The following is a 24487-nucleotide window of genomic DNA, read 5'->3' as shown; positions in this document are numbered from 1 at the left end:
CCGTTGCCGTGAACAAGCAGGGCCAGGCTCGAATCTCATTCGCTATAAAGCCATGTGCCAATAGTCATGCCAGTTGGAGACTGTTTCTGATAGTCAGTATGTTAGGCTCTATTCCTCTTCTTTAATTGTCCGCTTTCGGACGAATCTTGTCCGCTTTTAGTGCTCACGCACGTTGGAGCGTCATGCCAGGCCGCTCGTTCACTCTTTCACTCCCTCATTGTTTGCCCTCACTTCTACCAAAACATAGGGTGACAGTGTTTTGGCACGGGTATCGGGATTCATAAAGTCATACGTCAACTGACTGACGTGGAAATAGGGAAACATGGCCAGCGGCTTTACTTCAAAGCCATGACTCTCCAGCGAATCGGCATACTCGGCGGTCGTGAATACTTGCTGAGGGGCCTTCTGTACTTGCATCCGCATGGCAGTGTCTGAACGGGCGTATACAGTAGGTGCATGCGCGTAAAACTCATACGTCCAGAAACTGCCGCCACCAACGCCTGTCCCCGGTTCATAAAGCACCGTAGGACGCCTGGCCAGTTTGGCATCTGCGTTTACATAGTCGGCAGTTGCCATGCCCGCCTGATAACGCAGGAATGTTGGATATAAAAACAGATTCAGCGTGCCCGCCAGCACCAGCATTGAGCCGATCATCCGCCCCGATAAGGACAAGAGGCTATTTTTTCGAAAGATACTGAACGTGCTGAGCGTAATGACCGCTACCCAAACCAAGCCACTGATTAATCCGGCCGGTTGAACCAGCACCAGCAAGGCAACGGCAATACCCGCAATGGCCAAGCCGATGATGGTCTGCCCAACCGTCCACTTTCGTAAGCTGGCTATGTTCAGATTAACCAGAAATTGGGCGGTTATAACGGCATAAAATGGAAAAACAATGTTCATATAGTGGGGCAATTGAAACCCCGACAACGAAAACAAGACAAATGTAAGCAACCCGGAACCCAGCGAAACATATTCCAGCGAATCCGACGGGAGCGCGCCGTTTTTTCGTTTGACCAGGCCCATAATCTGCCTTCCGACGCCCACATACAAAGGCAATGACCAGGGTAAAAATGCCCAGAGCAGCGTGTGAACAAAGAAAAACTTGTCGCCTTCGCCTTTGATCGGGCCCGTATTAAAGAATCGCCCGAACTGGCTGTCCCAGAAAAAGAACTGAACACCCGACACACCTTTAGCCCCAAAAACCACTTTTTCCGGGTGCCGGTCGAACTGCTGATAGAGGCAGTAAATTTCGGGCAGGGTAAAGGCAAACGATAAGACGACCGCAATATACCAGCGAGGTTTGAGTAACTCCCGCCAATGGCCCGTCAGTAGCCAATGCAGGACTAAACCGCCACCAATCGGAATAAGCACAAAAATACCTTTGGTCATCAGGGCGCATGCGGTCAGGAAGGCACCAATAACCAAGTGAAGCGCATATCGTCTGTCGCCCAGAAACACCCGGTAGAAATGATACACCGGCCCGATAATGAGCGGCATCAAATATGGTTCTGCCCGGACGTCGCTGTTCGACAGAACGCCGTGGAAGGCGGTCAGAAGAACCAGGGTTGCTACTTGCGCCGTTAGCTTTGAATAGGTCAGGCGGGTGAATTTATACGTATACAGTACGCTGCCCAGAAAAAACAGGAGTGCTGGAAACTTGTAACCAAATGTGTTAATGCCAAAGATCCGGAAGCTTGCGGCAGCTACCCAGAACGGAAAATGCGGCTTGTCGAGCCAGTCGCTGCCTACAGCGTAAAGATTTACGAAATCACCGGTTTGGGCCATTTGCTTGGCAATGCAGGCATAGAGCGCACTATCTAATTCCATTATGGGTGGAAACAAACCCGTGGCGTTCAGAAATACACCGACGGCTACAAGGGCGTAAAACCAGCGGTTATCAAAAGGAGGATACGTGTCGGTCATTTTTTGTCAATGTAGAGCTGCCCGAATGGGTAGCAGGCGCGTTCGTTTATTGCCGGAGGACCAGGTAGCGGGTGAGTAGTCAGCCGGGTCATGAACCTTATACCGCTTATACTCCACCTACTGACAATATTGACCGCTTAACGACTTTTAACGGTCAAAGTACGTAAGAAAACCGTAATTCGTTGTTGAATCGGAACCGGCGTGCAACAATTCGTTCTCTATTCTATCTTTGATCTATGCAAGATGCTAAACTCTTACTTGTCGATGATGATCCCGACGTACTACTGGCGGCCCGGCTGTTGCTAAAACGGCATGTGGGCGCGGTAGACATCGAGAAAAACCCTGAAAAGCTGCCTTTTCTCCTCAATAATAATCGCTACGATGCCATTGTGCTCGACATGAACTTTCAGCGCGATGTGAGTAGTGGCCGTGAGGGGTTTGCCTGGCTCGATCGTATTCTGGATATTGATCCCAAAGCGCGTGTAGTTTTGTTCACTGCGTATGGCGATGTAGAAATGGCTGTACGGGCCATCAAGGCTGGTGCAGTTGATTTCGTGCTGAAACCCTGGCAGAATGATAAGTTTTTGGATACCATTCGTGGAGCGGTTAACGGAAAAAAGGAGGAAGTTGAGGAACGGGAAGACAGCCAGAAAACGACTCGTAAGAAAGGTAGCGCCGGGAGTACAACCATCATTGGCAGCGCCATGCGCCCCATTCTGGAAACGGTCGAGCAAGTGGCCCCAACAGATGCCAACGTCTTGATTTTAGGCGAAAATGGTACTGGTAAAGATTTGATTGCGCGGGCGATTCATGAGCATTCCAACCGGCGCGACAAGCCGTTTGTGAGCGTCGACGTGGGTGCGCTGACCGAAAGCCTGTTCGAGAGTGAATTGTTCGGCCATGTGAAGGGGGCCTTTACCGATGCCCGCGACGACCGGGCCGGGCGCTTTGAAGAGGCCAATGGCGGCACTATTTTCCTGGATGAAATTGGTAATCTGACGCCTTCGCAACAGGCGAGACTATTAACCGTACTTCAGCAGCGGCAGGTAACGCGGGTAGGGTCGAACAAAGCCCGTGCGCTGGATGTGCGGCTCATTTGTGCCACCAACGCTGATCTGGCCGAACGGGTAGCCGAACGGGGATTTCGGCAGGATTTGCTGTATCGGATCAATACAATTGAACTACATTTGCCTCCCTTACGCGAACGGCCATCTGACATTGGTCTATTAGCCGATTATTTCCTGAAAAAGTACGCTAAGCAATACAACCGACCGGTGTCTGGATTAAGCCCGGCGCTGCTGGCTGAAATGAAGCAGTACCGCTGGCCGGGCAATGTTCGGGAGTTACAGCATGCTGTTGAGCGGGCCGTTATACTGGCCCGGCCTGAAGGAGGCTCGGGAACACTGCTTGAGCCTGCTAATTTTGTTTTCCGGAAAGATGGAAATGCTGCTTCGCCCGTGAATGAGACCCTTCAACTGGAAGATATGGAACGGCAATTGATTCAGCAGGCGATGCAAAAACACCGGGGTAGCATCACCGATGTAGCACGCGAATTAGGCGTGTCGCGGCAAGCGCTATATCGCCGACTGGAGAAGTTTGGCTTATAATACAGAGCCAGCTTATTTTAATCGATCCAGTAACAGCGTCAAAATCTGTTGCTGGGTCTGTGTGACTTGGGTGAATTTTTGATTCACATCGTGGAACCCTTCTTTCATTTCCTGACGTAGTTTGGCCTGCTCGTCACTGAGTTGTTCTAACCGGCTATCAATCTATTCAAATCGGCTATCGACCTGCTCAAATCGGGCATCGACCTGTTCAAAGCGGCCATTCATCTCTGTTCGAAGCAGGTCGATTTGATTCTGTTGTTGTCCAAACTGTTGACGCATCTCGATTGTGAGATCGGCAATGCCTTTTGCTGCGAGCTTCGCATTGGTATCGGCACGGGTAGCAATCTCAAGAATCTGTCCGTTCGATTCAATGAGACGGTCAGTTTTCAGCGCTACATCAGCCAGAACGGGTTCGATCTAGTCGAGTCTTTTGTCTGGATTCATGATGTCAATGAAAATTTCGTAAATATATATAATACTATTTACTAGGCTTGTCTTCTCAGGTTAGTACTGTACAGAAGTTTAGTGAAGCTTGCTTAATTCGGCAACGATTGCCTCCTGCGCTAGTTTGACAACTTCGTCGGCGGGGCGGCCATTGGGTTCGATACCCGGTAATACACGCCACGACATTTTGGAAAAGGACCGGAGCGGAAACAGGCCTTTGGGGTTGAAATGGCCCGTTCCCCGAATGGCAATCGGGACAACAAGGGCAGCCGGTGCCCGTTTAAGCAATGTAGCCACCCCACCCGTCACGAAGGGGCGCATCTGACCCGAAGCGGAGCGGGTTCCCTCGGGAAAAATCATAGCAGAAAGGTTCTCCTGTTGAATAAGCTTACCTAACCGGGCGATTTCGACAATGGCCTGTTTGGGATCTTTACGATCAATGAGAGCCGCGCCACTTTTGCGCAGGTTATAAGACACCCCCGGAATGCCATACGCGAGTTCAACTTTAGAAACGAAGGTGGGCGTGTGCCGACGCAGAAACCAGATAATGGGCGAAATATCGAACATGCTCTGGTGATTGGCTACGAAAATAATTGGTCGATCTGTGGGGAGGTCGGTTAATTGGCGAAAGCTAATGGTACTACCTGTCAGATACCAACCATAAGCGATGCTGGCGTTCATCCAGTCGACTACTTTTTTGTGCGCCGGGCGACCAAGTAAATTGAAGGCAATTGCTTGTGCTACGTGAAAAATACATAACACTAACCCAAAATAAATGAGGTAGATACAGCTTACTATATAATCTAAAAGTTTCTTCATACAGGCAGTAGCCGTCGATATACTAATACTTTAAGCCCTAAAATTAATACTGAGTATACTATAGTCGGGAAGAAAAATGAACACTAATTTAAAACATCGGCTCTTTTAGCCGAACTTTGTTAGATACTGGGATAAATTGACTCGTTTCTTCGTTACCTATACATGATCTTATCTGGCACACGTTTGGATGTAATGCGATTCGTCGGTGAAAAAATCGACGCGTCTATAGATGAATTCCTTAAACCTATCGAGACCAACTGGCAACCCGCCGATCTGCTGCCCGACACAACAAAGGAGTCCTTTCTGGATGAAGTAAAATTACTCCGCGAAAGTACCCGCGAGCTCTCCTACGACTACGTAGCTGTGCTGGTAGGTGATACCATTACAGAAGAAGCCTTGCCGACTTATGAATCGTGGCTGATGGACATGGAGGGCGTTGAGCAGGGTAGCACAACAGCATGGACCCGCTGGATTCGTAGCTGGACCGCCGAAGAGAACCGCCATGGCGATCTGCTGAACAAGTTTCTGTACCTGTCGGGGCGGGTTAATATGCGGGCGATGGAAGTGTCTACGCAGTACCTGATTGCCGATGGTTTCGACATTGGAACCGGTAGAGATCCCTATCGTAACTTCGTTTATACGTCGTTTCAGGAGCTAGCCACAAATGTGTCGCACCGTCGCACGGCTACGCTGGCCAAGCAGGCCGGTTGCAATCAGTTGTCGAAAATATGCGGAGTCATCGCATCCGACGAGATGCGCCACGCCAAAGCGTATAAAGATTTTGTCCGGCAGATTTTCGAGGTAGACCCCTCTGAAATGATGCTTGCCTTTGAAGATATGATGCGCAAAAAGATTGTGATGCCAGCTCATTTTCTCCGCGAAAGCGGGGTTAAAATCGGCCAGACATTCAGTCACTTCTCCGATGCGGCTCAGCGGCTGGGCGTTTACACTACCTACGACTATATCGAAATTGCCGAAGCCTTACTGGTCGATTGGAAAGTGGATGCGATCACTGACCTCAACGATGCCGGTCAACGCGCCCGCGACTATGTGATGGCGTTACCTGCCCGTCTGCGCCGGATTGCCGAACGCACCAAGGTGCCTGCGCTTGAATATCCATTTAGTTGGATTGCCGGCTAATATGGATCGATTTGCGCTCGGTATAGGCTGGCGAATTGCTGGTATAGTTGGCCTTACCGGCGTGATTACTTACCTGCACACTCAGGAAGTAAACAGCCTGCTGATCTTCCCGTTGATTCTTTTTGATCTGTTTCTGACGATCAATCTGTATCGGTATGTGACTAGCCTGAACCGGAAATTGACCCGGTTTCTGGAGTCGGTTCGTTACTCCGACTTTGCCGTTGCCTTTCGGGCTGATAGTAACCTGGGGGCATCGTTTCATGAACTGAACGATCAGTTCAACGAGGTGCTCGACGCTTTCCGGCAGGCGCGGGCCGAAAAAGAAGCCAACTTGCACTATGTCAACACGATTGTGCAGCACGTCAGTGTTGGTCTACTGACGTTTGATGCGACCGGGCAGGTAGAGCTGGTTAACCAAACGGCTCTTCGGTTGCTGGGCATTTACCGGCTTCGTACACTCAACGACCTCAACGCGACCCACGCTGATCTGGCCGACGTACTCCGCTCGTCTACGACCTCGTCGACACCTGTATCTTACCAGACCGGTGCCGATGGGGAACTGTCGGTTCGCTGTACGTCCGTTCGACTGCGGGGGCGGCTGGTAACGGTAGTGTCTATGCAGAACATTCGCAGTGAGCTACAACAACGCGAACTCGATGCCTGGCAAAACCTGACGAAAGTCTTGCGGCACGAGATCATGAACTCCATTACACCCATTGTGTCGTTGGCGGGTACCATGCGCGACATTGTCGAAACGGATTTGCTCCCCCTGTCTTCGTCTGATGAGGAGTCTAATGAAGCCGCCAGGTTTCCGGCAGTTGTGGCTGAATCGGTCAACGACCTGCGTGACGCCCTTATGACCATTGAGCAACGGGGGGCGGGTATCATGCAGTTTGTGGACGCTTACCGGCATTTTACGACCATTCCGCAGCCGGTTTTTGCCGACGTATCGGTTGAACAGTTGATCCGGAATGTGGTTCATCTCGTTCACTCCGATGCACAAAAGCATAACATTTCTAGTTCGGTAGCTTCGCCAAACCTGGCCATTCGGGCCGATGCTGCCCAGATCGAAATGGTGCTGCTGAACCTGATCAAAAACGCCGTAGAAAGTCTGGGTAAAACACCGAACCCAGCCATTCATATCGACGCTGAAGCCATTGGGCCGCGTGTCGTGATCCGCGTTGCCGACAACGGCGCTGGTATTGAACCCGAAGCGCTGGAGCAGATTTTCATTCCCTTCTACACGACCAAGAAGACCGGCTCAGGCATTGGGCTAAGCCTTTCCCGTCAGATCATGCAACTCCACAACGGCCAGCTCACCGCCGACTCCAAACCCGGCGAGGGCAGCACGTTTAGCCTGACGTTCTGAGGAGTTTCGTTATACTTACAGCCAAAACCCATTGACATGATCAACGCCACGCTAGCGAATAAACTGCCCGTCGTTACTCAAATTTTGCGCGCAAATGGCGTCAAGAGGGCCTATGCATTTGGCTCTGTTTGTACAGAACAATTCAACGACGCTAGTGACATCGATCTATTGATTGCTTTCGACGACACGCTGGATCCCATCCAATATGGAGACAATTACTTTACCATTGCGCACGCCCTGGAAACGGTCTTGAAACGTCCGGTCGATCTGGTTACGGAGCGGTCGTTGAAAAACCCATACTTCATTGCCATGCTTGAGCGGACAAAAACAGCTATTTATGAGTGAAGATGTCATTTCGCTAATTCCGTCATGTCAACGTTACAATTTGTGATATAAAGATGGTTGTGAAGGCTTTTTAAAAGTAAAATTTGATGATGTGAAAATATTTTAGGTAACAGAAGAACACTGTGTTCTTCTACTGATAAGTTTATACCTGAAGATTCCTGTTCCTTTATTAATGACTTCTACATCACCATTACGCTATCCAGGGGGTAAGACCCGCTTTACTAAATTTATTCTATCAGCATTATCTCTTTTAGAAAACCCCGTTGAGGTGTTTGCTGAGCCATTTTGTGGTGGAGCTGGTGTTTCAATTGCTCTGTTAGAAGCTAAGAAAGTTCAACGGATAGCTATCAACGATATAGATCCGCTCGTGTCCAGCTTTTGGAAAATTGTTTTTGGTAAGGGACGTAGGTCAAGAGACGATTTGGAATGGCTCATTCGGCAGATTGAGTCAGTCGATATCTCCTTAGAAGAATGGCGTCGTCAGAAAAACCTGCAACCAAATAATGTCAGAGAAGCTGCATGGAAATGTCTTTTTCTAAATCGTACGAGCTTTAACGGAATTATTCATAAAGCAGGCCCAATTGGTGGCTGGGGACAAGTGAACAGAACTCTTGATGTTCGTTTTAACCGAGGCAAACTAATTGAAAAAATTCTTAAGCTAAATGATTTACGAATGCAGGTTGAAAGAACGGACAGTGTTGATTGGAGGAAATTCTGTACTCGCTACAACAGAATAAACAATTCATACCTCTATCTTGATCCACCTTACTACCACCGAGCTGAACAATTATATGGCCATCTACTTGATGAAAAGGCGCATCGGAAAATGCGCAATTTTTTAAGACAATTAGACTCGCCGTGGTTGTTGTCCTACGATGATGCTCCAGAGGTACGCTCGCTCTATGAAAATCTTGATGGTATCGATGGTCGGGTAATGGACCAGACCTATTCTACTCATCCAATAGGTGGAGCAAGTTTTGTAGGACGAGAACTCGTTTTTAGTAATCATATCTTACCGCAACAGCCTGTCCAAAATGAACGAAGACCACATGTAGGACTAACTATAATAGGACCGCTTGATGCGGCTTTCACGGGCGTTGATGGCCCTCTCAGAATACCAATTGCAGAAAGGCTTTTAGTAACCGAAACCTTTTGATCTTTTATTTTTAATTCTATCCAATCCTATGCTTAACCATCTTAATCAGATTGCTGGTGACAACGATTTAGTAAAATTATTGGGTGATTTTAACAAGACCTTTGTTGGGTACGTATATGGGATGCGTTTCGATGAGGTACTAGTACTGACGAATGATGCATGGAAACACGGAGTTGATGGCATTCCGCATAATTCTTTTTTGATAGCCGCTGGCTTTAATCCCGAAAAGTTTCACAATGCCGATAATATAGACAAAGAAGTGTTGCTGTTACGAGTTCTTGAGCCAGCTAGTTTGCCACAAGATGGGGATTTTGTAAGAACTCGTATTGAGCATCACCAGCGACGCACTGCTGATGAAAAGTTGCCGGGCGATATAAACGATGGCATGGACCCAATCACTCATGCTGAACTACAGACGGGCGGTTTGCGATGCCGTATTCTTGGAACATTCTACATGCAAGATGGTAAACTGCGTTTAGGTAGTGATATTGAGAATTTTATGACATTGTCTCGCTTACGTGCTTACAAGCCTATGGGCAATGCCCTCAAGACAATTGTTAACCATGTTAATCCTGAAGTAAAGCAAAAGGCTGAGGATGATTCACGTAAAGCTGGTTTTAACAGTATTCCGTCTCCTATTAACATTGGTACAGTTCGATACACGTCTACCGCCCGTATGCATCGCGCGAAAACTGAAGATTTAGTTGACGTACAGATTCAGCCTTCTGATTTTCTGGCAAGACGTACCGCTGTACTTGGTATGACCCGTACAGGGAAATCGAACACTGTGAAAACTACGGTATCAGCCGTAGCTCTAGCAGCTTTGACAGACGGTATCAAGATAGGACAGCTTATTTTCGATATTAATGGCGAATATGCAAATGCTACTTCGCAAGATGATGGCAGCTCAATCGCAGATGTGTTTAGTAATACAGTCTGTTATAGAGCAATTGACACTCCAGATAGACAACATTTTCGTGATTTACGAATTAATTTCTACGAACAGCCTAATATTGCACTAGGGCTACTTGAGCAATTATCAAGAGAAACACGCGGTAATGCTCAAGATATTACAACATTTCTTACAAGTTCCCTGGATGAACCGGATCCAAGAGAGCATAGTCCACATAATAGATGGCAGGTTAGGAGAGCTGTTTTTTACTGTGTACTACATGCCGCGCATTATCCATCTCCCAAAAATTTCAAAGTTGAATTTCCCGTAAGTCAGCAAGTCGTTAACCTTGTTCAGGTACAACTACCAGCAGATTTCCCTTCCACAATATCACGAGGAAATAATCAACAGTTTTATCAACTAACGCTTGATCAGGCTACAGTTTGGTTTACAGCAGCTAGACAAGTCAACCGTGCTTCTCCCTTGCCGTCAAGTAGCGGCCGTGGTTGGGTTGATAGCTCATTAGAAGCCTATCTAAATATACTTGTAAATGAGAGTTCAGGCGGAACATATATTCGTGGTTATCGACAGCTACAAGAGTATGTTGATTATCACTCAAATTCTCGTCAAGGTGACGTAGTACAGGAAATTTTAGGCTTACTATATGATGGACAAATTGTAATTCTTGACCTTTCGGCTGGTCCTGTATCAATACGTGAAACATTGTCTAAACGAGTGGCAGTAGCCGTTTTTAATCGACAATTTGACGTACTTAATAGTGGAGCACAGCCGATAAATATTGTTATTTACGTCGAGGAGGCACACAACCTGATTGGTAGGGATGCAAAACTAACTGATACCTGGCCAAGAATTGCGAAAGAAGGGGCAAAGGCAAAAATCGCTTTCGTTTACGCTACCCAAGAACCGTCCTCTGTACACCCTAACATCTTGGCTAATACGGAAAATTGGTTTGTTACTCACTTGAATAACGATGATGAGTTAAGGTCATTAGGCAAATTTTATGATTTCGGTGATTTTCTACGTTCACTAAAATCTGCACAGGATGTAGGTTTTGCCCGTATAAAAACGCTATCCGCTCCGTTTGTGATTCCAACTCAAATCAACCGATTTACACCGAGTGAGATTAAAGAAGAAATCATAAAAATTAACTCACAGAACGGTAAAATCTAATGCCTTACAGTAATCAAACGGCCGGTAAAGGTGGGCATTCTGATTTTGTTCGAAATCCAGATGTTCAAAACTTTTTACAAAATTGTGAGTATTTGAAGCCTCCTTCTGATGAGGAAGCAGAGAGTATGGCTTCATCATTTATGCCCGCTCCATCAGGTGATCCTTCACGACTGCCAAGGTTCGTAGTTGCTTCCGATGCAAGCAAGAGTGATACCCCTGTTAATGATAAACTGCCTAGTACACAGCTTGGCTTTATTAAAGTGAGTCATGTGCTGATTGTGATGGATAAATATGCTGAATTAATTGCTCCTGGTTCGCGTTTCGTTGATCCATTCAAAGTAGCAGATATGCATCGCAATGCGAAACCAATTACTTTCGTAATGCCAGGGAGCAATGTATGCTACAAAGGAGCAGCTAATGTTCGCGATGGCTTTCGTCATGCCGTATATGACCAACTTACTGCAAACCGACGCGATGAAGCAAATAAAATGGTGCTGACCGAAACCTTATTTGCACTCAATGATGGTAAAATAAGAATCAAGACTTGTCCATCGCACTCATGTGAGTCATTGGTTGAAGATTTTGTATTTACGCCACAACAACAAACACATACTTGTAAAGCTTGTGGATCTATTATTTATGCAACAGACGCACTTCGTCTTCATGAGGGGATAAGCGACTTCGGAAATAATACAAGTGCAATGACGCGTATGATGAATGCCGTTGAGCATTTATTGCTGGTTGCCTTCATCACAGAATTGATTGAAGCTGATCCTGCATCGTTAGGTAAGGTTGCTTTCGTGATGGATGGGCCTTTAGCGCTCTTCGGTGAGCCTGCTAAGTGGCAGCCAAGAATTATGAAACTGATTTATAGGGCTAACCAAAAGCTTCAGTCGTTGGGCTTCGATCCCCTTTTAATCATGGGGTTACAAAAAACAGGTATAGTTATGGATCATGCCCGATTACTGGAAAAATTTCTTCCACCGGGAGTCATTCGGGTGATTGATGATGAGTACCGGCATAAATACATAACAGGGAGCGACAAAGCCACTGAGGATTTTGGTTATGAGTCGTATTATGGGCAAGATTTTCTGTTTAAGACAGAAAGAGGGCGCATCTTTAATTTTGCTTTACCTTATCCATTTGAAGTGAAAAGTGGGTTAGGAGGACGAACAGCTTTCTCGAAAGCTAAAGTAGAATTAAGCAATTACGGATCGTTGATTGAGAGGGCCTGTGACCTAATTCGCCACTTTGAACTTGATCTATATGATAATGCGATTGTGCCCGTTGCTTTAGCCCATCGCCATGCTTCAATAAGCCTTGTGCCGGGTGGTAAAGTACTTGATCTAATTGCAAAAGCAGGTATAAGTCACCGCTAATAAGCGTGTAGTTTTAATGTCATCGGTAGTGGCTAACCTTAAAAAAGTCAACTTTTAAGGTTAGCCACTACCGATGACGTCATTTTTAAGGTACATTTGCCTAGCTAACCTTAAAAAAGGGTGATTTTAATGGCTGACCAACCGCTTTATCAAATAAATCCAGATCGAAGTGTACCCTGGAATGCGTTACCCGATTTACCGATTCATCCTGATTTGTATCGGACGGTTGCTGTTTTTGAGCAGTTAGGGCAGGCTAAAGAGGCTTTGGGTCGTTTGCAGGGACGTAGTGTGGCAATTCCTAAGCAAGGACTGTTGATTAACTCCATCAGTTTACAGGAAGCAAAGGATTCCAGTGCCATTGAAAATATATTTACGACCGATGATGAACTGTATCGGGCGTTCAGTGAGACGACTGTTGAACAAATTTCTGAACCTACCAAAGAAATACTTCGCTATAGAGAGGCTTTGTGGAAAGGCTATTACCACTTGCAGGATCAGAATCGCTTTACCCTAGATTATTTCATTCAAACGTTTCAGGAGATTAAGCAGTCGGGTGAAGGATTCCGACCAGCCTTCTCACAAGTGTATATCCGTCAGGGTGGGAGTGGGCCTAATGCCGGTAAGCCTGTATATACGCCACCACGAGGACAGGGTGTTTTAGAAGCTAAACTGTCCAATTTGGTAAACTTCCTGAATGATGATCAGACTTACCGAATCGATCCGTTAGTAAAGATGGCTATTGGGCACTTTCAGTTTGAGGCTATCCACCCATTCAGAGATGGAAATGGTCGCACCGGTCGTGTTTTTAATATCCATTATCTAACCCAAAAAGGGTTATTAGATTATCCAATCTTATATCTAAGTCGCTATATCGTTGATCATAAAGATGAATATTACTCTGCATTGGCCGGGGTTTCGCAACGGGGAGACTGGCAGACCTGGTTATTGTATATGCTCAGAGCAGTAGAGCAGACGGCCAATCTGACCTACGAAAAAATCAATCGAATCATAGCCGCACGCGATGCTGTATTGGCAATCATGGCCAGTCAGAAAGGTATTCGTCGGCCTGATCAGCTGGCACAGAAAATATTTACTCAACCGGTCACACGGATTCGGCACTTGACCGAAGATCGAACGTACGCGGAGAATACAGCCCGTGACTATCTGAATAAGTTGGTTGAACTAGGCGTGTTGGAGCGAAAAACGGTGAGCGGCAATCATTACTTTATCAATCGGGAATTATACGCAATTTTAGCCGAATAGAACAGCTTGCCAATTTCCCTTGCCTACTCCATACGACTTCTCCTCTTCCCTGCTCATCGATGGTTTCGATACGGTTGTCGCCTATCTTGAACGTAAACCCAACTTACCGCTCGCAAGTGCGGGCGATCAACGAACGGGTCAACTACTAAGCACCTGATTACGTAACGTCGCGGAGCCGTCAGACCAATTATCCGTTGCTGGGGTTTCTGCTTCAAATCGCTACCAGAAAACCAACAGGCCTACGACACAAAATGCCAGCAGACACCAGCCAGATCGATTACATTCACTTCCCGGCCGTAGGGTTGGTCGGTTGGTTTGCTGACTCGGATACCAAACGTTTCGGGTAGTTGCTTTTCCGTTATTTCCTGCCAGAATTCGTCGGCGTTGCTGATCCGCACATTCAGCATCAGGTTTTCAGCAAACTCGGCGTTGGTGTAGTTCTGTAAAATGAATTTACATCCATCTCGCTCAAAACCTACGTAATCACCCACATCCCAATTGATTGTGAACCCGAGTGCCTGGAAAAATTGCCTGGCTTTGTTAAAATCAGTTCCTGAAGGGATAAAGGGTTCTAGAGATAGAAATGTCATGGTCAAATACGGTTAAGTGAATTGGTGAATTCGAATAAAAACTATCCCGGTCATGAACAACTTCTACGCCACAGCCTTCGCAAACATCCCGACCCGCTCCCGCAGCAGATATCCACTCACGTCGGTGCGGAGGGTGCCCTGCGAATTGTAGGTCCGCAATTCCAAGGGCAGACTGGCGTATTTGGCCAGCGCATTGTACCAGGCAGTGCGGTCCATGTAAGGGGCCAGCAGGATACGGGCCTGGCTCAAGGCGCGGTGCTGCCGGGGCGACCAGATTGGCCGGTTCCGGTAAACAGAGCCGTGACCCGTCAATAAATCAGGCAAAACCTGGGGCGGTGCCATTGGAACCAGTTCGGCCAGTAAGTAAAGTCCCAGCTCCACATTGAGCAGTCGGTTGGCTACCATGCCGGGTAACGCGTGCCGAAAGCGCAGCCGGGTCGCCAGTGGCTCCTGCCAGTGTAGAAGACTGGCAAGGGCCGGGCGGGAAACACGGGGGGTGGAGAGAAGAGTGTTCATCGTATTTGTGTTTATTGTTCTTGTTGTTGAATCAAATCTACTACTACAAGAACGTAATCTTTTTACGTTGTACTCTTTCCGTAAAAAAAAACATCAATTATTTTCAGAAGGTCTTTCGCCGGGAAATGGCGAACCGACTGGTACAAAATAAAAGCCGCTGTCCGCAGTCACGATAGTCGTTTCTGCGGACAGCGGATCCCGTTGCCAGACGGCTGTGCCATTGGGTTGGCTTACTTTCGTACAGGGGCAAGCGTACGCCGTGGCGGAGTGTTGTGGATTACGGTATGTAAGTGCAGGTGTACGCAGAGACGGATACACCGTCTGCATACACCTGCCAGAAAAAGGATGATAAAGAGTCTCATTGCAACGAGGGGGCGAACCTCGGAAAGTGGAACACCCGAAATTTGCCGTTGTTATCGTCGATGGTCCAGTTTTCCCAAAGACTGATCACGAATAGCCATTGCGACACATCGGCCTGCCGGGCTTCGTAACCACGTTGGCGCAGCGCATTTTTTACGGCCAGTGTGGTGGTACTGCCTTCGGCCAGAATAAGCGTCGTTGCGATGAAGCGGACGACCAGTGGGTCCAGTTTTTTGCGTTGTATCTCCATCTTATGCCTTGATTTTGACAATGTATCGAAGCGTACATTGGGCCGGGTTGTAAACAATGAATTCGTTCTTTGGCAGACCTGAACGCTGGCGCACAAATACCGAATCATATTGGGTGTCTTTGTACTTGAGAACGTCGGCCGTTAACTGTACATGCCTGATTTCCTGTTGAGATAGCTCCAGCTGTTCACCAACATGCACCTCATAAATGGCCTGATAATCGTCATTGGCCTGTCTGTTTGTCCATAAAGATCCCTGCTGGGAGTCGTCAGGCAACTGGCTAAGTTGGTCGACGAAGTGGATGCCGTAGCCCGATGCCTTTTCTGTATTGATGGCATTGGCCGGACTAAGCGTCGGGTCTGTTTTCAACATAGACAGCCAGTTGTCACGGCGATTCGTGTGCCATAACGCTACCGTTTTGCGATTTTTCTGTTGCCGGACATAGGTGTTGAAAACGGCGTCGTTGATGGCATGCCGCACCGTAAATGCACTTTCTAATCGGTTCGCGCCGGCACCCATCATGCGTTTGATGAGCGACAATACGTGGCTGTCGGTTACTGGCTCAATCGTCAGTTTCATGCTTTCGGCGGGTGTAGCGGGCTTTGCTTCGTCAGGCGAAGTGGTCCAAAGCGTATAGCCTTTTGCTTTCTTCTCCCGAACTTTTTGATCCCACTGCGTTATTGGATGCGTAGCCTTGCTCCGAAAGCCACCCACACGGCCATAGTACACATCGAACGTGGCGTCTTCTTTCTCCCGCATTTCGTAGTATTTGTTATTGTTTTCGGCGATCATCATCATGCGTTTCATCGTTCGTAGATTTTGAGTCGAGGGCATTGGATACGGTCAGGATCAGGCCAGCATTTTGCGTAATACACCCAGCCGATTGCGGGAAAAACCAACAGTTTTCTCCGAGAAATGGCTGTAATCGCGGCTTAGGTCATAAGCCAGTCGGTGCGTCGGAGCGGCCGCGTAAGCATCCAATAACGCTTGCCAGTGGAGGCTGTTGGCAAAGTGAGCCAGCAAAAGGCGTCCTCTGTTCAGGTATTTTTTCTGTCGGGTCGACAGGCTCGGCCAACGGGCATCGTCGGGCCGAAGCAGGGCCGGTAAGGCCGTTGGTGGTGCACTGGGATGTATCTGCTGAAGCAGAAACAGGCCCAGTTCGAGGTCTACTAATTGCCGGGTCGAAAGCGACGGGCGGGGCGTGTAAGCCGGGGTGTTTGAGTACGGACGCTGTGTATGAGTCATGATATAGTCTATGTAATGTCCGCTTCAAAAGTATATCCCCCAAAACGTAATCTATTTACGGCCTTCTTTTTATTTGAAAAAACTTTCGTCTACTTTGCATAGACCTGAACGGATCGTTCATTCATAATTCATCATTCCTCACCATGCCCATAACCCGCTCTGCTTTCCAGCGCTACCGGCTCATCGACGAAATCATCAGTCGGTACCCGCGCCGTTATTCCAAACAGCAGCTCTTTGAACTGTGCCAGGACAAATGCGGCATCCGGTCCATTTCGTCGCTCGAAAAAGACATCCAGCGGATGCGAGAAGACCATGACGCGCCCATCGAGTATGACAAACGAGCCAATGGCTATTATTACAGCAATCCGCAGTTTCGGTTGCTGAATTTGATGCTCGCGCCCGAAGACATGGAAGCGCTCGACTATGCCCGCGAGGTATTAGCCGCTACCCAGGGTGCCACGGTTGCCGATGAATTGACAAATGCTTTGCAGAAAGTGCGGCAAAGTCTGGACATTATTCGCGAGGTGAAAAGTGACGATAGGGCGGCCCCGTCAACCTCGCGCCGAATTGTGTATGTGGAAGAGAAAATTCTGGGCGGTAACCGGCAGTTTGTGCCAATGCTCATTCGGGCGGTCAATCAGAGTCGACAGGTGGCGTTTCGCTACCTGAAATATGAAGACGTATCCGCCGTCGCGACGGGAAGAACGACGCGGAAGGGCAAGTCGGCCAATCCGGTTCTCGCGCTGATGGATCGGCCAAAGCTGCGCATTCTGCACCCAATTCTGCTGCGGGAAGTGGCCGACAGCTGGTACGTGATCGGGTATGATGCCGTGAGCGGGGGCGAGAAAACGTTTGCGCTCGACCGCATGAGCGAACTCGAACTGCTGGACGATCCCTGCGATGTTCCTCCCGCAATTCTGGCCAATGTAAGCGACCTGTTCGAGCACATTTACGGGATTACCGATAGTCACGGACCCGTCGAAAACATCATTCTTTCGTTCAGTCCGCTCTTTGGTCGCTACGTGAAAGCCAAGCCAATTCACCAGACCCAGGAAGTGATCAGCGACACCGACACTGAATGCATTGTGCGCTTACGACTGGCGCCCAACCGCGATCTGCTCATGCACCTGCGGAGCTACGGCGAGCACCTGACAGTGCTGGAACCCGCCAGTTTAGTACAGGAGATCAAGGCATCGCTGGAAGCCACGCTGGCCCGGTATCATGTAAACGCCTAAGACCATGCCTACGTTTACCACCATTCTTCAAAAGTTCGACGCGAAAGGCGAAAAAACCGGCTGGACGTACATCGACATTCCGCTCGATATAACCGAAGCCATCAAACCCGGCCAGAAAACATCGTTTCGGGTGAAAGGAACGCTGGATCATTACCCCATCAGCCTGGTGGCTCTCCTTCCCATGGGCCGGTCTGGTGATGTGGAAGGCGGGTTTATCATGCCCGTCAACGCGACCATGCGCCGGGGTATTCGGAAGGAAGCCGGTGCTACGGTTCGGGTTGACCTGGAAGTTGATGATTCGCCCATGCCGATCTCCGCCGATTTGCTCGCCTGCCTGAACGATGATCCGGCGGCACAGGCGTATTTCCAGACGTTAAGTCGCGGGCATCAAGTCTATTTCAGCAACTGGATCGAAGACGCTAAAACGATCGAGACCAAAACCAAACGACTGACTCAAGCCGTTATGGGACTAGCCATGGGCCTCAGTTTTGGCCAAATGATCCGGCATTTCAAGAAGTGACAGGGTGAACCAAACAGACAGAAGCTGTTTGGTTCACGGTCAATTAAACGGAATGGTCAGCTTCAGGCATATATTTCGGCCCATACCGAACATACCCAGACGCCCGTTGGGTGACTGCGTAAAGTACTCGAAATACTTCAACCGGCTCAGGTTGGATTGGTAGGCTACGTCGAACAGGTTGTTGACCTGGAACAAGACTCGGAGGCCGGGTTTGTCTTTCCCCACGCGAACAAGTCCGTCGATTCCCGCATTCACGAGTGTGTAAGCCGCCGTAGCCGTTTCCGTATTGTTCAGACCCAAGTACCGGTCCTGCCGGGCATTGTAATCGACATCGGCTTTGATCGTTACGTCCGAAAGCCATTGCCGTTTCATCGGCAGCGCCTGACTCACGCCCGTCGACACCCGTAGGGGCGGAATGAACGGTAAATACTCACCATTGGTGCCTGCATCGGTATAACGAACGCCCCGGTTATAGCCATAAACGACGACGACGCTGTTGTCTAAGCTGAAGCCGCGCCAGGCGGTTGGGTGCAGGCTAAACTGCGTTTCGAAACCGTATAACTGCGCGGATGATTGCTGATACTGGTAGGTTTTGTTGCCCGGTACAATCACCACCGGTTCGCCCTGGTCATCGACCAACTGGGAGAGCGAAATGTAGTTCTCGATAAAATTATTGAAGACGCTGACACTCACGTTGACATCGGGGAAGGTAGCGGTCAGACCAATGTCTTCCTGGAGGCTGAACTCAGGCTTGAAATTCCGGTTGCCGATGTACACAATGTGTGCACCAGGATCGAGACCATTCGACGCAATTTCGGTGATGCTGGGTGCCCGATAACCCCGTGCAATGTTGGCTTTTAAGGCCAGCTTTTCGGAGAATTCATACGTTACGCCAACACTGGCCGAAATACCCGTAAACGATTGCTTAAGCTGGGGAAACTGAAGGGTGGCACCAGTCGTGTCGGGCAGGGTCGCATGTTGGTCAAAACCCGTTCTGGGATCGGTACGAACGTAAAAGTCATCACCCCGCAATTGACGTTTGTCGTAACGAAGCCCGCCACTCAGGGTCAGTTTTTCGGCCTGGTATTTGAGGAAGACGAAAGTGCCCACATCAAACAGTCGGTAGTCAGGAATAGGAAACGCCGTTCCATTTTTGTTTTTATTGGACTGTGCCATGCCATTGACGCCAATGGTGGAGGCCAGCTGGCCCAGGTTGGGCAGGTTGTACCGCAGGCCATAGTTAAACGTATTGAGCCGCACAAATAAACCGGCCTGGTCGGGCTGCGTGGGGTGGTTATACTCCCGGCGGATGTTTTGCTGAAAAGCCAGCAACACATCAATTTCGCCGTTACCAACTTGATAATGGTTGTTGGTGTGCAGCCGGTAATGCTGAATCCGCTGGTGTAGGGGGCTCAGGCGATACGAGGCTAGTTCGCTGGCCGGAACGATGGGGCGATTTTTTATATCGTCCAGATCGGCTTCGGCTACCTGGCGCGTAAACTGCCGCGTGAGGGAGTCGCGGCTTCCGTCGGGAATGCCCTGCAAATTGTCGTACAGCGAAGCCCCAAACCGAGTGTAGCCCTTATGCCCTGAGTACCCAAGCATGGTCGTTAAGGTCCGTTCCGAGAAGCCCGTATTGTAAACCCGCCCGTCAACCTTATTCTGGTAGTTGGTGGCCGTCCGAATCGATCCGCGCATGTTCCAGGCCCAGCGCGATCCACCCGATGCCAGGCTGATCGACTCACCCAGGAGCCGGTTATTCGACTGGTATTCCGTAACCAGCCCCACTTTGATTCTGCCTTCCGTATCTTTCGGGTACATCGGCAGCATACTAACAACCCCTGCCAAGGCATCGGAGCCATACATCAAACTGGCGGGTCCTTTAATCACTTCGGCCCGGTCGATGTTGTAGTTGTCGACTTCCACGCCATGCTCATCACCCCATTGCTGGCCCTCCTGCCGGACGCCGTCGTAGAGCGTAAGTACCCGGTTATAGCCCAGGCCACGAATAAATGGTTTTGAGATGTTAGGCCCGGTTTTTACGGCATTCAGACCGGGGGCATTTTTGACCAGTACGTCAATAATGTTGCTGCTGGCCGTTGTTTCGATGGACTTGTGGGAAATGGCCAGAATGGCAACCGGGTTTTGCCGAAGCAGCGTGCCCCGTGTAACTCCAGTAACAACGACCTCGTTCAGGGCATTGACAACGGGCAGTAGCGTTGCCGTATATACGTCGTTTCCCGGGCCAATCGCGATCGTGTCTGATTTGTAGCCGATGCAGGAAACAACAAGTGAATGGGGGAGCGAATCGGCTTTTATCGACAATGAAAATTGCCCACGGGCGTCGGTAAGCGCCCCTTTATTCAGGCCGCTAAGGCTTACGTTGCCGAACGGGATTGGTTTGCGCGTATCGGCATCGGTGACCGATCCACGAATGATGCGATTGGGGGTGGGTTGTGCATAAGCATAACCCTCGGTTAGTCCGAGACTAATCAACAGGAAAACTAATTTCATTAAGGGGTATCGTTTGATGGATTATTTCAACAGAATGCAACGAAAACCACTGGTTGTGAAACCAGTGCGTGCAAAATCAGGAAATTAGCCAACGACAGGCGGACCCCGGTGTGAGAAGCAACGGAACGGCGAATAGGACTGAAAAAGGCGGTCGGTGAACAGAAAAACCGGCCGTAAATGCGTTCTGAGAAGAAATAGGAACGCAAAAAAGCTACTGACAACGACAGGTAAATGCGCGGCCAGATCGAGCAGCAGGATTTCCTGAGCAGTATGGGTATTGGGTAAAATCGGACCCTTCCCGAAAGGCCAGTAAGGGTGAGCGTGAACAATTAATCGGCCATCTGACAACCGGTGCGCGTGGCGAAACACAACCCCATTGAGCCACATAGCCAGAAACAGGCCAAGCAGCAAGCGGGCTACGCGCAACCGATTCATATGGAGCCAATCAATCATTGAATACCAGCTTAGTTGGCAGAAAGGCAGATGTTATACCGTCAAATATACGAACTGATAATTTGAATAGTTTTAGACGAGTCTAAAAATTTTCTACTTTGATCGAACGGCCCTAACGGTCAATACGATCATGGTCAATGAGAAGTGTGTATCTTGACGTAAGAAAACTTCTTTGCAAACTTTGCGCGAACCTTCGCGACCTTTGCGGGTAGAAAATTAATCCTATGAACGTAGAAAACAAAACCATTATCATTTCGGGCGCGTCGCGGGGAATTGGTCGGGCAACAGCCTTACTGTTAGCGCAGCATGGCGCCAATGTAGTCGTTACCGCCCGTAGCGCCGATGATCTGAGCCAACTCGAAAAAGAAGCAACAGAAGGGCATGTTCGGGGCAAAATCGTTGCTGTCGCGGGTGATGTTGCCAGTGAATCGGACATGGCTGCCGTTGTTCAAACAGCCCTCGACCACTTCAACCGTATCGATGTGGTGATCAACAATGCAGGCTATGGCGTATTTAAAAATGTAGACGAAATCACGGTTGAGGAATGGGATGCCCTAATGGCGACCAATGTGAAAGGGACGTTTGTACTGACCAAAGCGGCATTGCCCACCCTCAAAGCGCAGGGGTCCGGGCATATCGTGGTGGTAGCCTCCGACGTAGCCAAGCGGACCTTTGCCGGTGGGTCGTTATACACCGCCAGCAAGTATGCACAGGAAGCCTTTATGGGTGCGCTGCGTAAAGAAGTTCGTTCGTTCGGTATCAAAGTGACAGGTGTTTATTCGGGGCTGGTCGATTCTCATTTCCACGAAAAAGGCCACGGGCATGAAACCTCAAAAGGCTGGCTACAAAGCGAAGATATGGCCGAGTCAATGCTGTTTATCGTTAGCCGTCCCGCTCATGTAGTCATCGACGAGTTCATGGTCCACCCGCTGAGTCAGGAATATTGATTGATAGAGGATGTAGGGTGTATGATATAGAATATACCCTACATCACTAATTTCATGGTCCTATCCTCACGGACAGAGAGATAGAGTAAGATGAAATCATCTCAAGATAATTTTATCTTACGTTTCGTGCGCGTTCCTCAAAAGGCTAAACAGTAATCTTTGGCTTTATTTCCCTTCCTGTTATTGCAACCAATCGACTGGAAATGAAGGCACTGCCCGTACTACTTATCTTTCTCTCCACTTTTCAGGTACTTGCCCAATCGTCGGTAAGTCCCTCTTCCTCACAGCGGTATTTCGGCCTTCATTTTGATTTTCATGCCGTTGCCAGCGATTCGCTGATCGGGCGAAACTTATCCGAACGGACGCTTGATTCACTGTTGACGGCGGTCAAACCCGACTTTATTCAGGTCGATTGTAAAGGACATCCGGGCGTGTCGAGCTATCCGTCAAAAGTAGCGACGGCGACAGTGGCTCCACATATCGTCAACGATCCACTGGCATTCTATAGATCTGTTACGCGAAAACATGGCGTAGGTCTTTACCTGCATTATTCGGGTGTATACGATGAGGCCGCATTGGTCAAACACCCAAACTGGGCGGCACAGAAAGCGGATGGCACCATTAATGCACTGAAGACTTCCGTCCATGGTCCTTATGTCGATTCGCTATTGATTCCACAACTCAATGAATTGGCTGACAATGGGGCCGATGGTGTATGGGTCGATGGGGAGTGCTGGGCAACGGTGCTCGATTATTCGCCCACGGCTTTGGCAAAGTTCCGGACCGAAACAGGTATACAAGCGGTGCCACAGACGGATAAAGAGGCTACCTATGGGGCCTTTAAAGACTTTGCCCGCCGATCCTTTATCCAGTACATGGGGCATTATATCGATGCTGTACACCGCCATCGGCCAACGTTCCGGATCGCGTCGAACTGGGCGTATTCGTCCATGATGCCCCAACCTATTCAGACAAACGTCGACTTTCTGTCGGGCGACCTGACGCCGAGCAACAGTGTCAACTCGGCCGCCCTGGAAGGCCGGATTATGGCCGCGCAGGGCCAGCTTTATCGTAAACCCTGGGATTTAATGTCGTGGAGTTTCTGGTACGAGTTCAATCCGGTGCAACGCCAGGGCGATCAGAAGTCGGCTGTTCACCTGATGCAGGAAGCAGCCGAAATCATTTCGCTTGGGGGCGGGTTTCAGGCCTATTATCAGCAACGTCGGGATGCCTCCCTTTCGCTGCGGGACCTATCCACTATGGCGGTATTGAGTCGCTTTGTGAGAGCCCGGCAACCGTTTTGTGCGGGTAGCGCTCCTGTGCCGCAGATTGCCATACTGTATGCAAATGCGACAGTAAGCGCTTTCAACCAATCCCTTTTCGGCAATGGCCAGACACAACGAATCAGTGGTGTATTAACGGCGCTTCTGGACGCTCAATTACCCGTCGACGTGCTGGCTGAACAACACCTGCGGGGCCGAATGAGCCAATATCCGGTTATTGTCGTATCGCAACAGGATTCGCTCGATCCGGCGTTCCGGCGCGAACTGCTCGACTATGCCCGGCAAGGTGGGCACTTACTGTTAATAGGTGCCCAAACCACTCGCTCGCTCGCGACGGAACTGGGTCTTGAGGCCATCAATCAACAAGCGTCCAATCCAAAATGGGTGATTCTAAATGGGGCATCCGTCATATTAACGGGTCCGTTTCAATCTGTGCGTATTGTCGGGGCAGCGACAAAGCCCATCGGCCAGTTTCTCAACTCGGAACCCGGTGACCCGGCACCGGGCATCATCGCTACGGAAACGACTTTCGGTCAGGGGAAACTAACGGCGGTGTACGCCGACTTGAGCCGGGATTATACAAAGCACCAATCGGCCAAACTTCGTGATTTCATCGCGTCACTGACTCGGCCGTTGTTGCCAAAGCCAGTAGTGGAGGTGAGTGGTTCGCATTTGGTCCATGTTGTCCTGAACCGGCAAGGCAGCCAACTGGCCGTAAATCTGATCAACACCGGCGGTCGCCATGCTGATCCGCAAGTGTTTACCTACGATGAAGTGCCACCCCTTACGAACCTGACCGTTCGGCTGCGCACAGACAAGAAACCCGCCCGCATCATTCAGCAACCCGAAAATAAGTCGTTACCCATTCGTTACGCCAATGGAATCGCCACGGTAATCGTACCCGAACTAGCCGTGCACTCGGTGCTGGTAGTCGAATGAAGAAGGAGGTGAGATGGAGGGTATAGGATGTATGATGTAGGATATGTAGTTCCATTCCGAGGGCTGTGTCTTCGCAGCCCTCATGAGCGTCAGCAACGGCATAACC

General features: G+C 49.2%; 23 protein-coding genes. 14 read left to right on the top strand and 9 right to left on the bottom strand.

What is annotated here, in order from left to right; all coding sequences use genetic code 11:
* Nucleotides 1-198 precede the first annotated feature (198 nt).
* Nucleotides 199-1926, bottom strand: coding sequence for an ArnT family glycosyltransferase (locus SD10_RS24640; RefSeq protein ID WP_046577599.1), 1728 nt, complete (start codon nucleotides 1924-1926; stop codon nucleotides 199-201).
* A 236-nt stretch (nucleotides 1927-2162) separates the two neighbouring features.
* Here SD10_RS24640 and SD10_RS24635 point away from each other — a divergent pair, with 236 nt between their 5' ends.
* Both SD10_RS24635 and SD10_RS29560 read left to right on the top strand, forming a co-directional pair.
* A complete protein-coding gene (locus SD10_RS24635) occupies nucleotides 2163-3533 on the top strand; it encodes a sigma-54-dependent transcriptional regulator (RefSeq protein ID WP_046577598.1) in 1371 nt (456 codons plus the stop codon).
* 270 nt (nucleotides 3534-3803) lie between these two features.
* Nucleotides 3804-4022, top strand: coding sequence for a hypothetical protein (locus SD10_RS29560; protein WP_148562505.1), 219 nt, complete (start codon nucleotides 3804-3806; stop codon nucleotides 4020-4022).
* Between the two features lie 33 nt (nucleotides 4023-4055).
* Here the strand turns inward: SD10_RS29560 and SD10_RS24625 are convergent, their stop codons facing one another.
* Nucleotides 4056-4796, bottom strand: a complete 741-nt coding sequence (locus tag SD10_RS24625; RefSeq protein WP_046577597.1) for a lysophospholipid acyltransferase family protein — start codon at nucleotides 4794-4796, stop codon at nucleotides 4056-4058.
* A 162-nt stretch (nucleotides 4797-4958) separates the two neighbouring features.
* Here SD10_RS24625 and SD10_RS24620 point away from each other — a divergent pair, with 162 nt between their 5' ends.
* The 8 genes from SD10_RS24620 (at nucleotide 4959) to SD10_RS29235 (ending at nucleotide 13688) form a co-directional block, all read left to right on the top strand.
* Complete coding sequence (locus SD10_RS24620) at nucleotides 4959-5936, top strand: acyl-ACP desaturase (protein ID WP_227699062.1); 978 nt, start codon at nucleotides 4959-4961, stop codon at nucleotides 5934-5936.
* A 1-nt stretch (nucleotide 5937) separates the two neighbouring features.
* Nucleotides 5938-7305, top strand: coding sequence for a sensor histidine kinase (locus SD10_RS24615; protein WP_046577593.1), 1368 nt, complete (start codon nucleotides 5938-5940; stop codon nucleotides 7303-7305).
* 36 nt (nucleotides 7306-7341) lie between these two features.
* Entirely contained in the window at nucleotides 7342-7650 is a 309-nt protein-coding gene (locus SD10_RS24610; protein ID WP_052731290.1) for a nucleotidyltransferase family protein, read from the top strand.
* A gap of 172 nt (nucleotides 7651-7822) precedes the next feature.
* Complete coding sequence (locus SD10_RS28930; protein WP_082111686.1) at nucleotides 7823-8806, top strand: DNA adenine methylase; 984 nt, start codon at nucleotides 7823-7825, stop codon at nucleotides 8804-8806.
* A gap of 28 nt (nucleotides 8807-8834) precedes the next feature.
* A complete protein-coding gene (locus SD10_RS24600) occupies nucleotides 8835-10889 on the top strand; it encodes an ATP-binding protein (protein WP_046577591.1) in 2055 nt (684 codons plus the stop codon).
* Nucleotides 10889-12268, top strand: a complete 1380-nt coding sequence (locus tag SD10_RS24595; RefSeq protein ID WP_046577589.1) for a hypothetical protein — start codon at nucleotides 10889-10891, stop codon at nucleotides 12266-12268. Before SD10_RS24600 ends, SD10_RS24595 begins: the two co-directional genes overlap by 1 nt.
* Nucleotides 12269-12397: 129 nt before the next feature.
* On the top strand, nucleotides 12398-13531 hold the full coding sequence (locus tag SD10_RS24590; RefSeq protein WP_046577588.1) for a Fic family protein: 1134 nt from the start codon (nucleotides 12398-12400) through the stop codon (nucleotides 13529-13531).
* A gap of 19 nt (nucleotides 13532-13550) precedes the next feature.
* The gene (locus tag SD10_RS29235) at nucleotides 13551-13688 is read left to right on the top strand and encodes a hypothetical protein (RefSeq protein ID WP_227699061.1); all 138 of its coding nucleotides are present in this window, start codon (nucleotides 13551-13553) and stop codon (nucleotides 13686-13688) included.
* A gap of 82 nt (nucleotides 13689-13770) precedes the next feature.
* On the opposite strand, the gene SD10_RS24585 is transcribed toward SD10_RS29235, so the two are convergent.
* From SD10_RS24585 to SD10_RS24565, 5 genes are all read right to left on the bottom strand, one after another.
* Entirely contained in the window at nucleotides 13771-14121 is a 351-nt protein-coding gene (locus SD10_RS24585; RefSeq protein ID WP_046577585.1) for a VOC family protein, read from the bottom strand.
* A gap of 63 nt (nucleotides 14122-14184) precedes the next feature.
* On the bottom strand, nucleotides 14185-14637 hold the full coding sequence (locus tag SD10_RS24580) for a pPIWI_RE_Z domain-containing protein (RefSeq protein WP_148562504.1): 453 nt from the start codon (nucleotides 14635-14637) through the stop codon (nucleotides 14185-14187).
* Nucleotides 14638-14995: 358 nt separating this feature from the next.
* Nucleotides 14996-15247 (bottom strand): hypothetical protein, encoded by a 252-nt coding sequence (locus SD10_RS24575; RefSeq protein WP_046577582.1) that lies wholly within the window; start codon nucleotides 15245-15247, stop codon nucleotides 14996-14998.
* Nucleotide 15248: 1 nt separating this feature from the next.
* Nucleotides 15249-16079, bottom strand: coding sequence for a hypothetical protein (locus SD10_RS24570; protein WP_082111685.1), 831 nt, complete (start codon nucleotides 16077-16079; stop codon nucleotides 15249-15251).
* Between the two features lie 15 nt (nucleotides 16080-16094).
* Entirely contained in the window at nucleotides 16095-16490 is a 396-nt protein-coding gene (locus SD10_RS24565; RefSeq protein WP_046577580.1) for a pPIWI_RE_Z domain-containing protein, read from the bottom strand.
* Nucleotides 16491-16633: 143 nt separating this feature from the next.
* On the opposite strand from SD10_RS24565, the gene SD10_RS24560 reads away from it, so the two are divergent.
* Nucleotides 16634-17725: a helix-turn-helix transcriptional regulator gene (locus SD10_RS24560; protein WP_046577578.1), complete on the top strand. Its 1092-nt coding sequence runs from the start codon at nucleotides 16634-16636 to the stop codon at nucleotides 17723-17725.
* Nucleotides 17726-17729: 4 nt separating this feature from the next.
* Nucleotides 17730-18245, top strand: a complete 516-nt coding sequence (locus tag SD10_RS24555) for a YdeI/OmpD-associated family protein (RefSeq protein WP_046577576.1) — start codon at nucleotides 17730-17732, stop codon at nucleotides 18243-18245.
* Nucleotides 18246-18284: 39 nt separating this feature from the next.
* Here the strand turns inward: SD10_RS24555 and SD10_RS24550 are convergent, their stop codons facing one another.
* Together SD10_RS24550 and SD10_RS24545 are read right to left on the bottom strand one after the other, a co-directional pair.
* Entirely contained in the window at nucleotides 18285-20759 is a 2475-nt protein-coding gene (locus SD10_RS24550) for a TonB-dependent receptor (protein WP_052731287.1), read from the bottom strand.
* An 84-nt stretch (nucleotides 20760-20843) separates the two neighbouring features.
* Complete coding sequence (locus SD10_RS24545) at nucleotides 20844-21212, bottom strand: hypothetical protein (RefSeq protein ID WP_046577575.1); 369 nt, start codon at nucleotides 21210-21212, stop codon at nucleotides 20844-20846.
* Between the two features lie 224 nt (nucleotides 21213-21436).
* Between SD10_RS24545 and SD10_RS24540 the strand changes: the two genes are divergently transcribed.
* Together SD10_RS24540 and SD10_RS24535 are read left to right on the top strand one after the other, a co-directional pair.
* Nucleotides 21437-22159, top strand: coding sequence for an SDR family oxidoreductase (locus tag SD10_RS24540; RefSeq protein ID WP_046577574.1), 723 nt, complete (start codon nucleotides 21437-21439; stop codon nucleotides 22157-22159).
* 203 nt (nucleotides 22160-22362) lie between these two features.
* Entirely contained in the window at nucleotides 22363-24381 is a 2019-nt protein-coding gene (locus SD10_RS24535) for a type 1 glutamine amidotransferase family protein (RefSeq protein WP_046577572.1), read from the top strand.
* The last annotated feature ends 106 nt before the right edge of the window (nucleotides 24382-24487 follow it).

Source organism: Spirosoma radiotolerans, assembly GCF_000974425.1.
GTDB lineage: Bacteria > Bacteroidota > Bacteroidia > Cytophagales > Spirosomataceae > Spirosoma > Spirosoma radiotolerans.
Note: the sequence above shows the minus strand (reverse complement) of the source record. Positions and strands in the feature narration are given on the sequence as shown.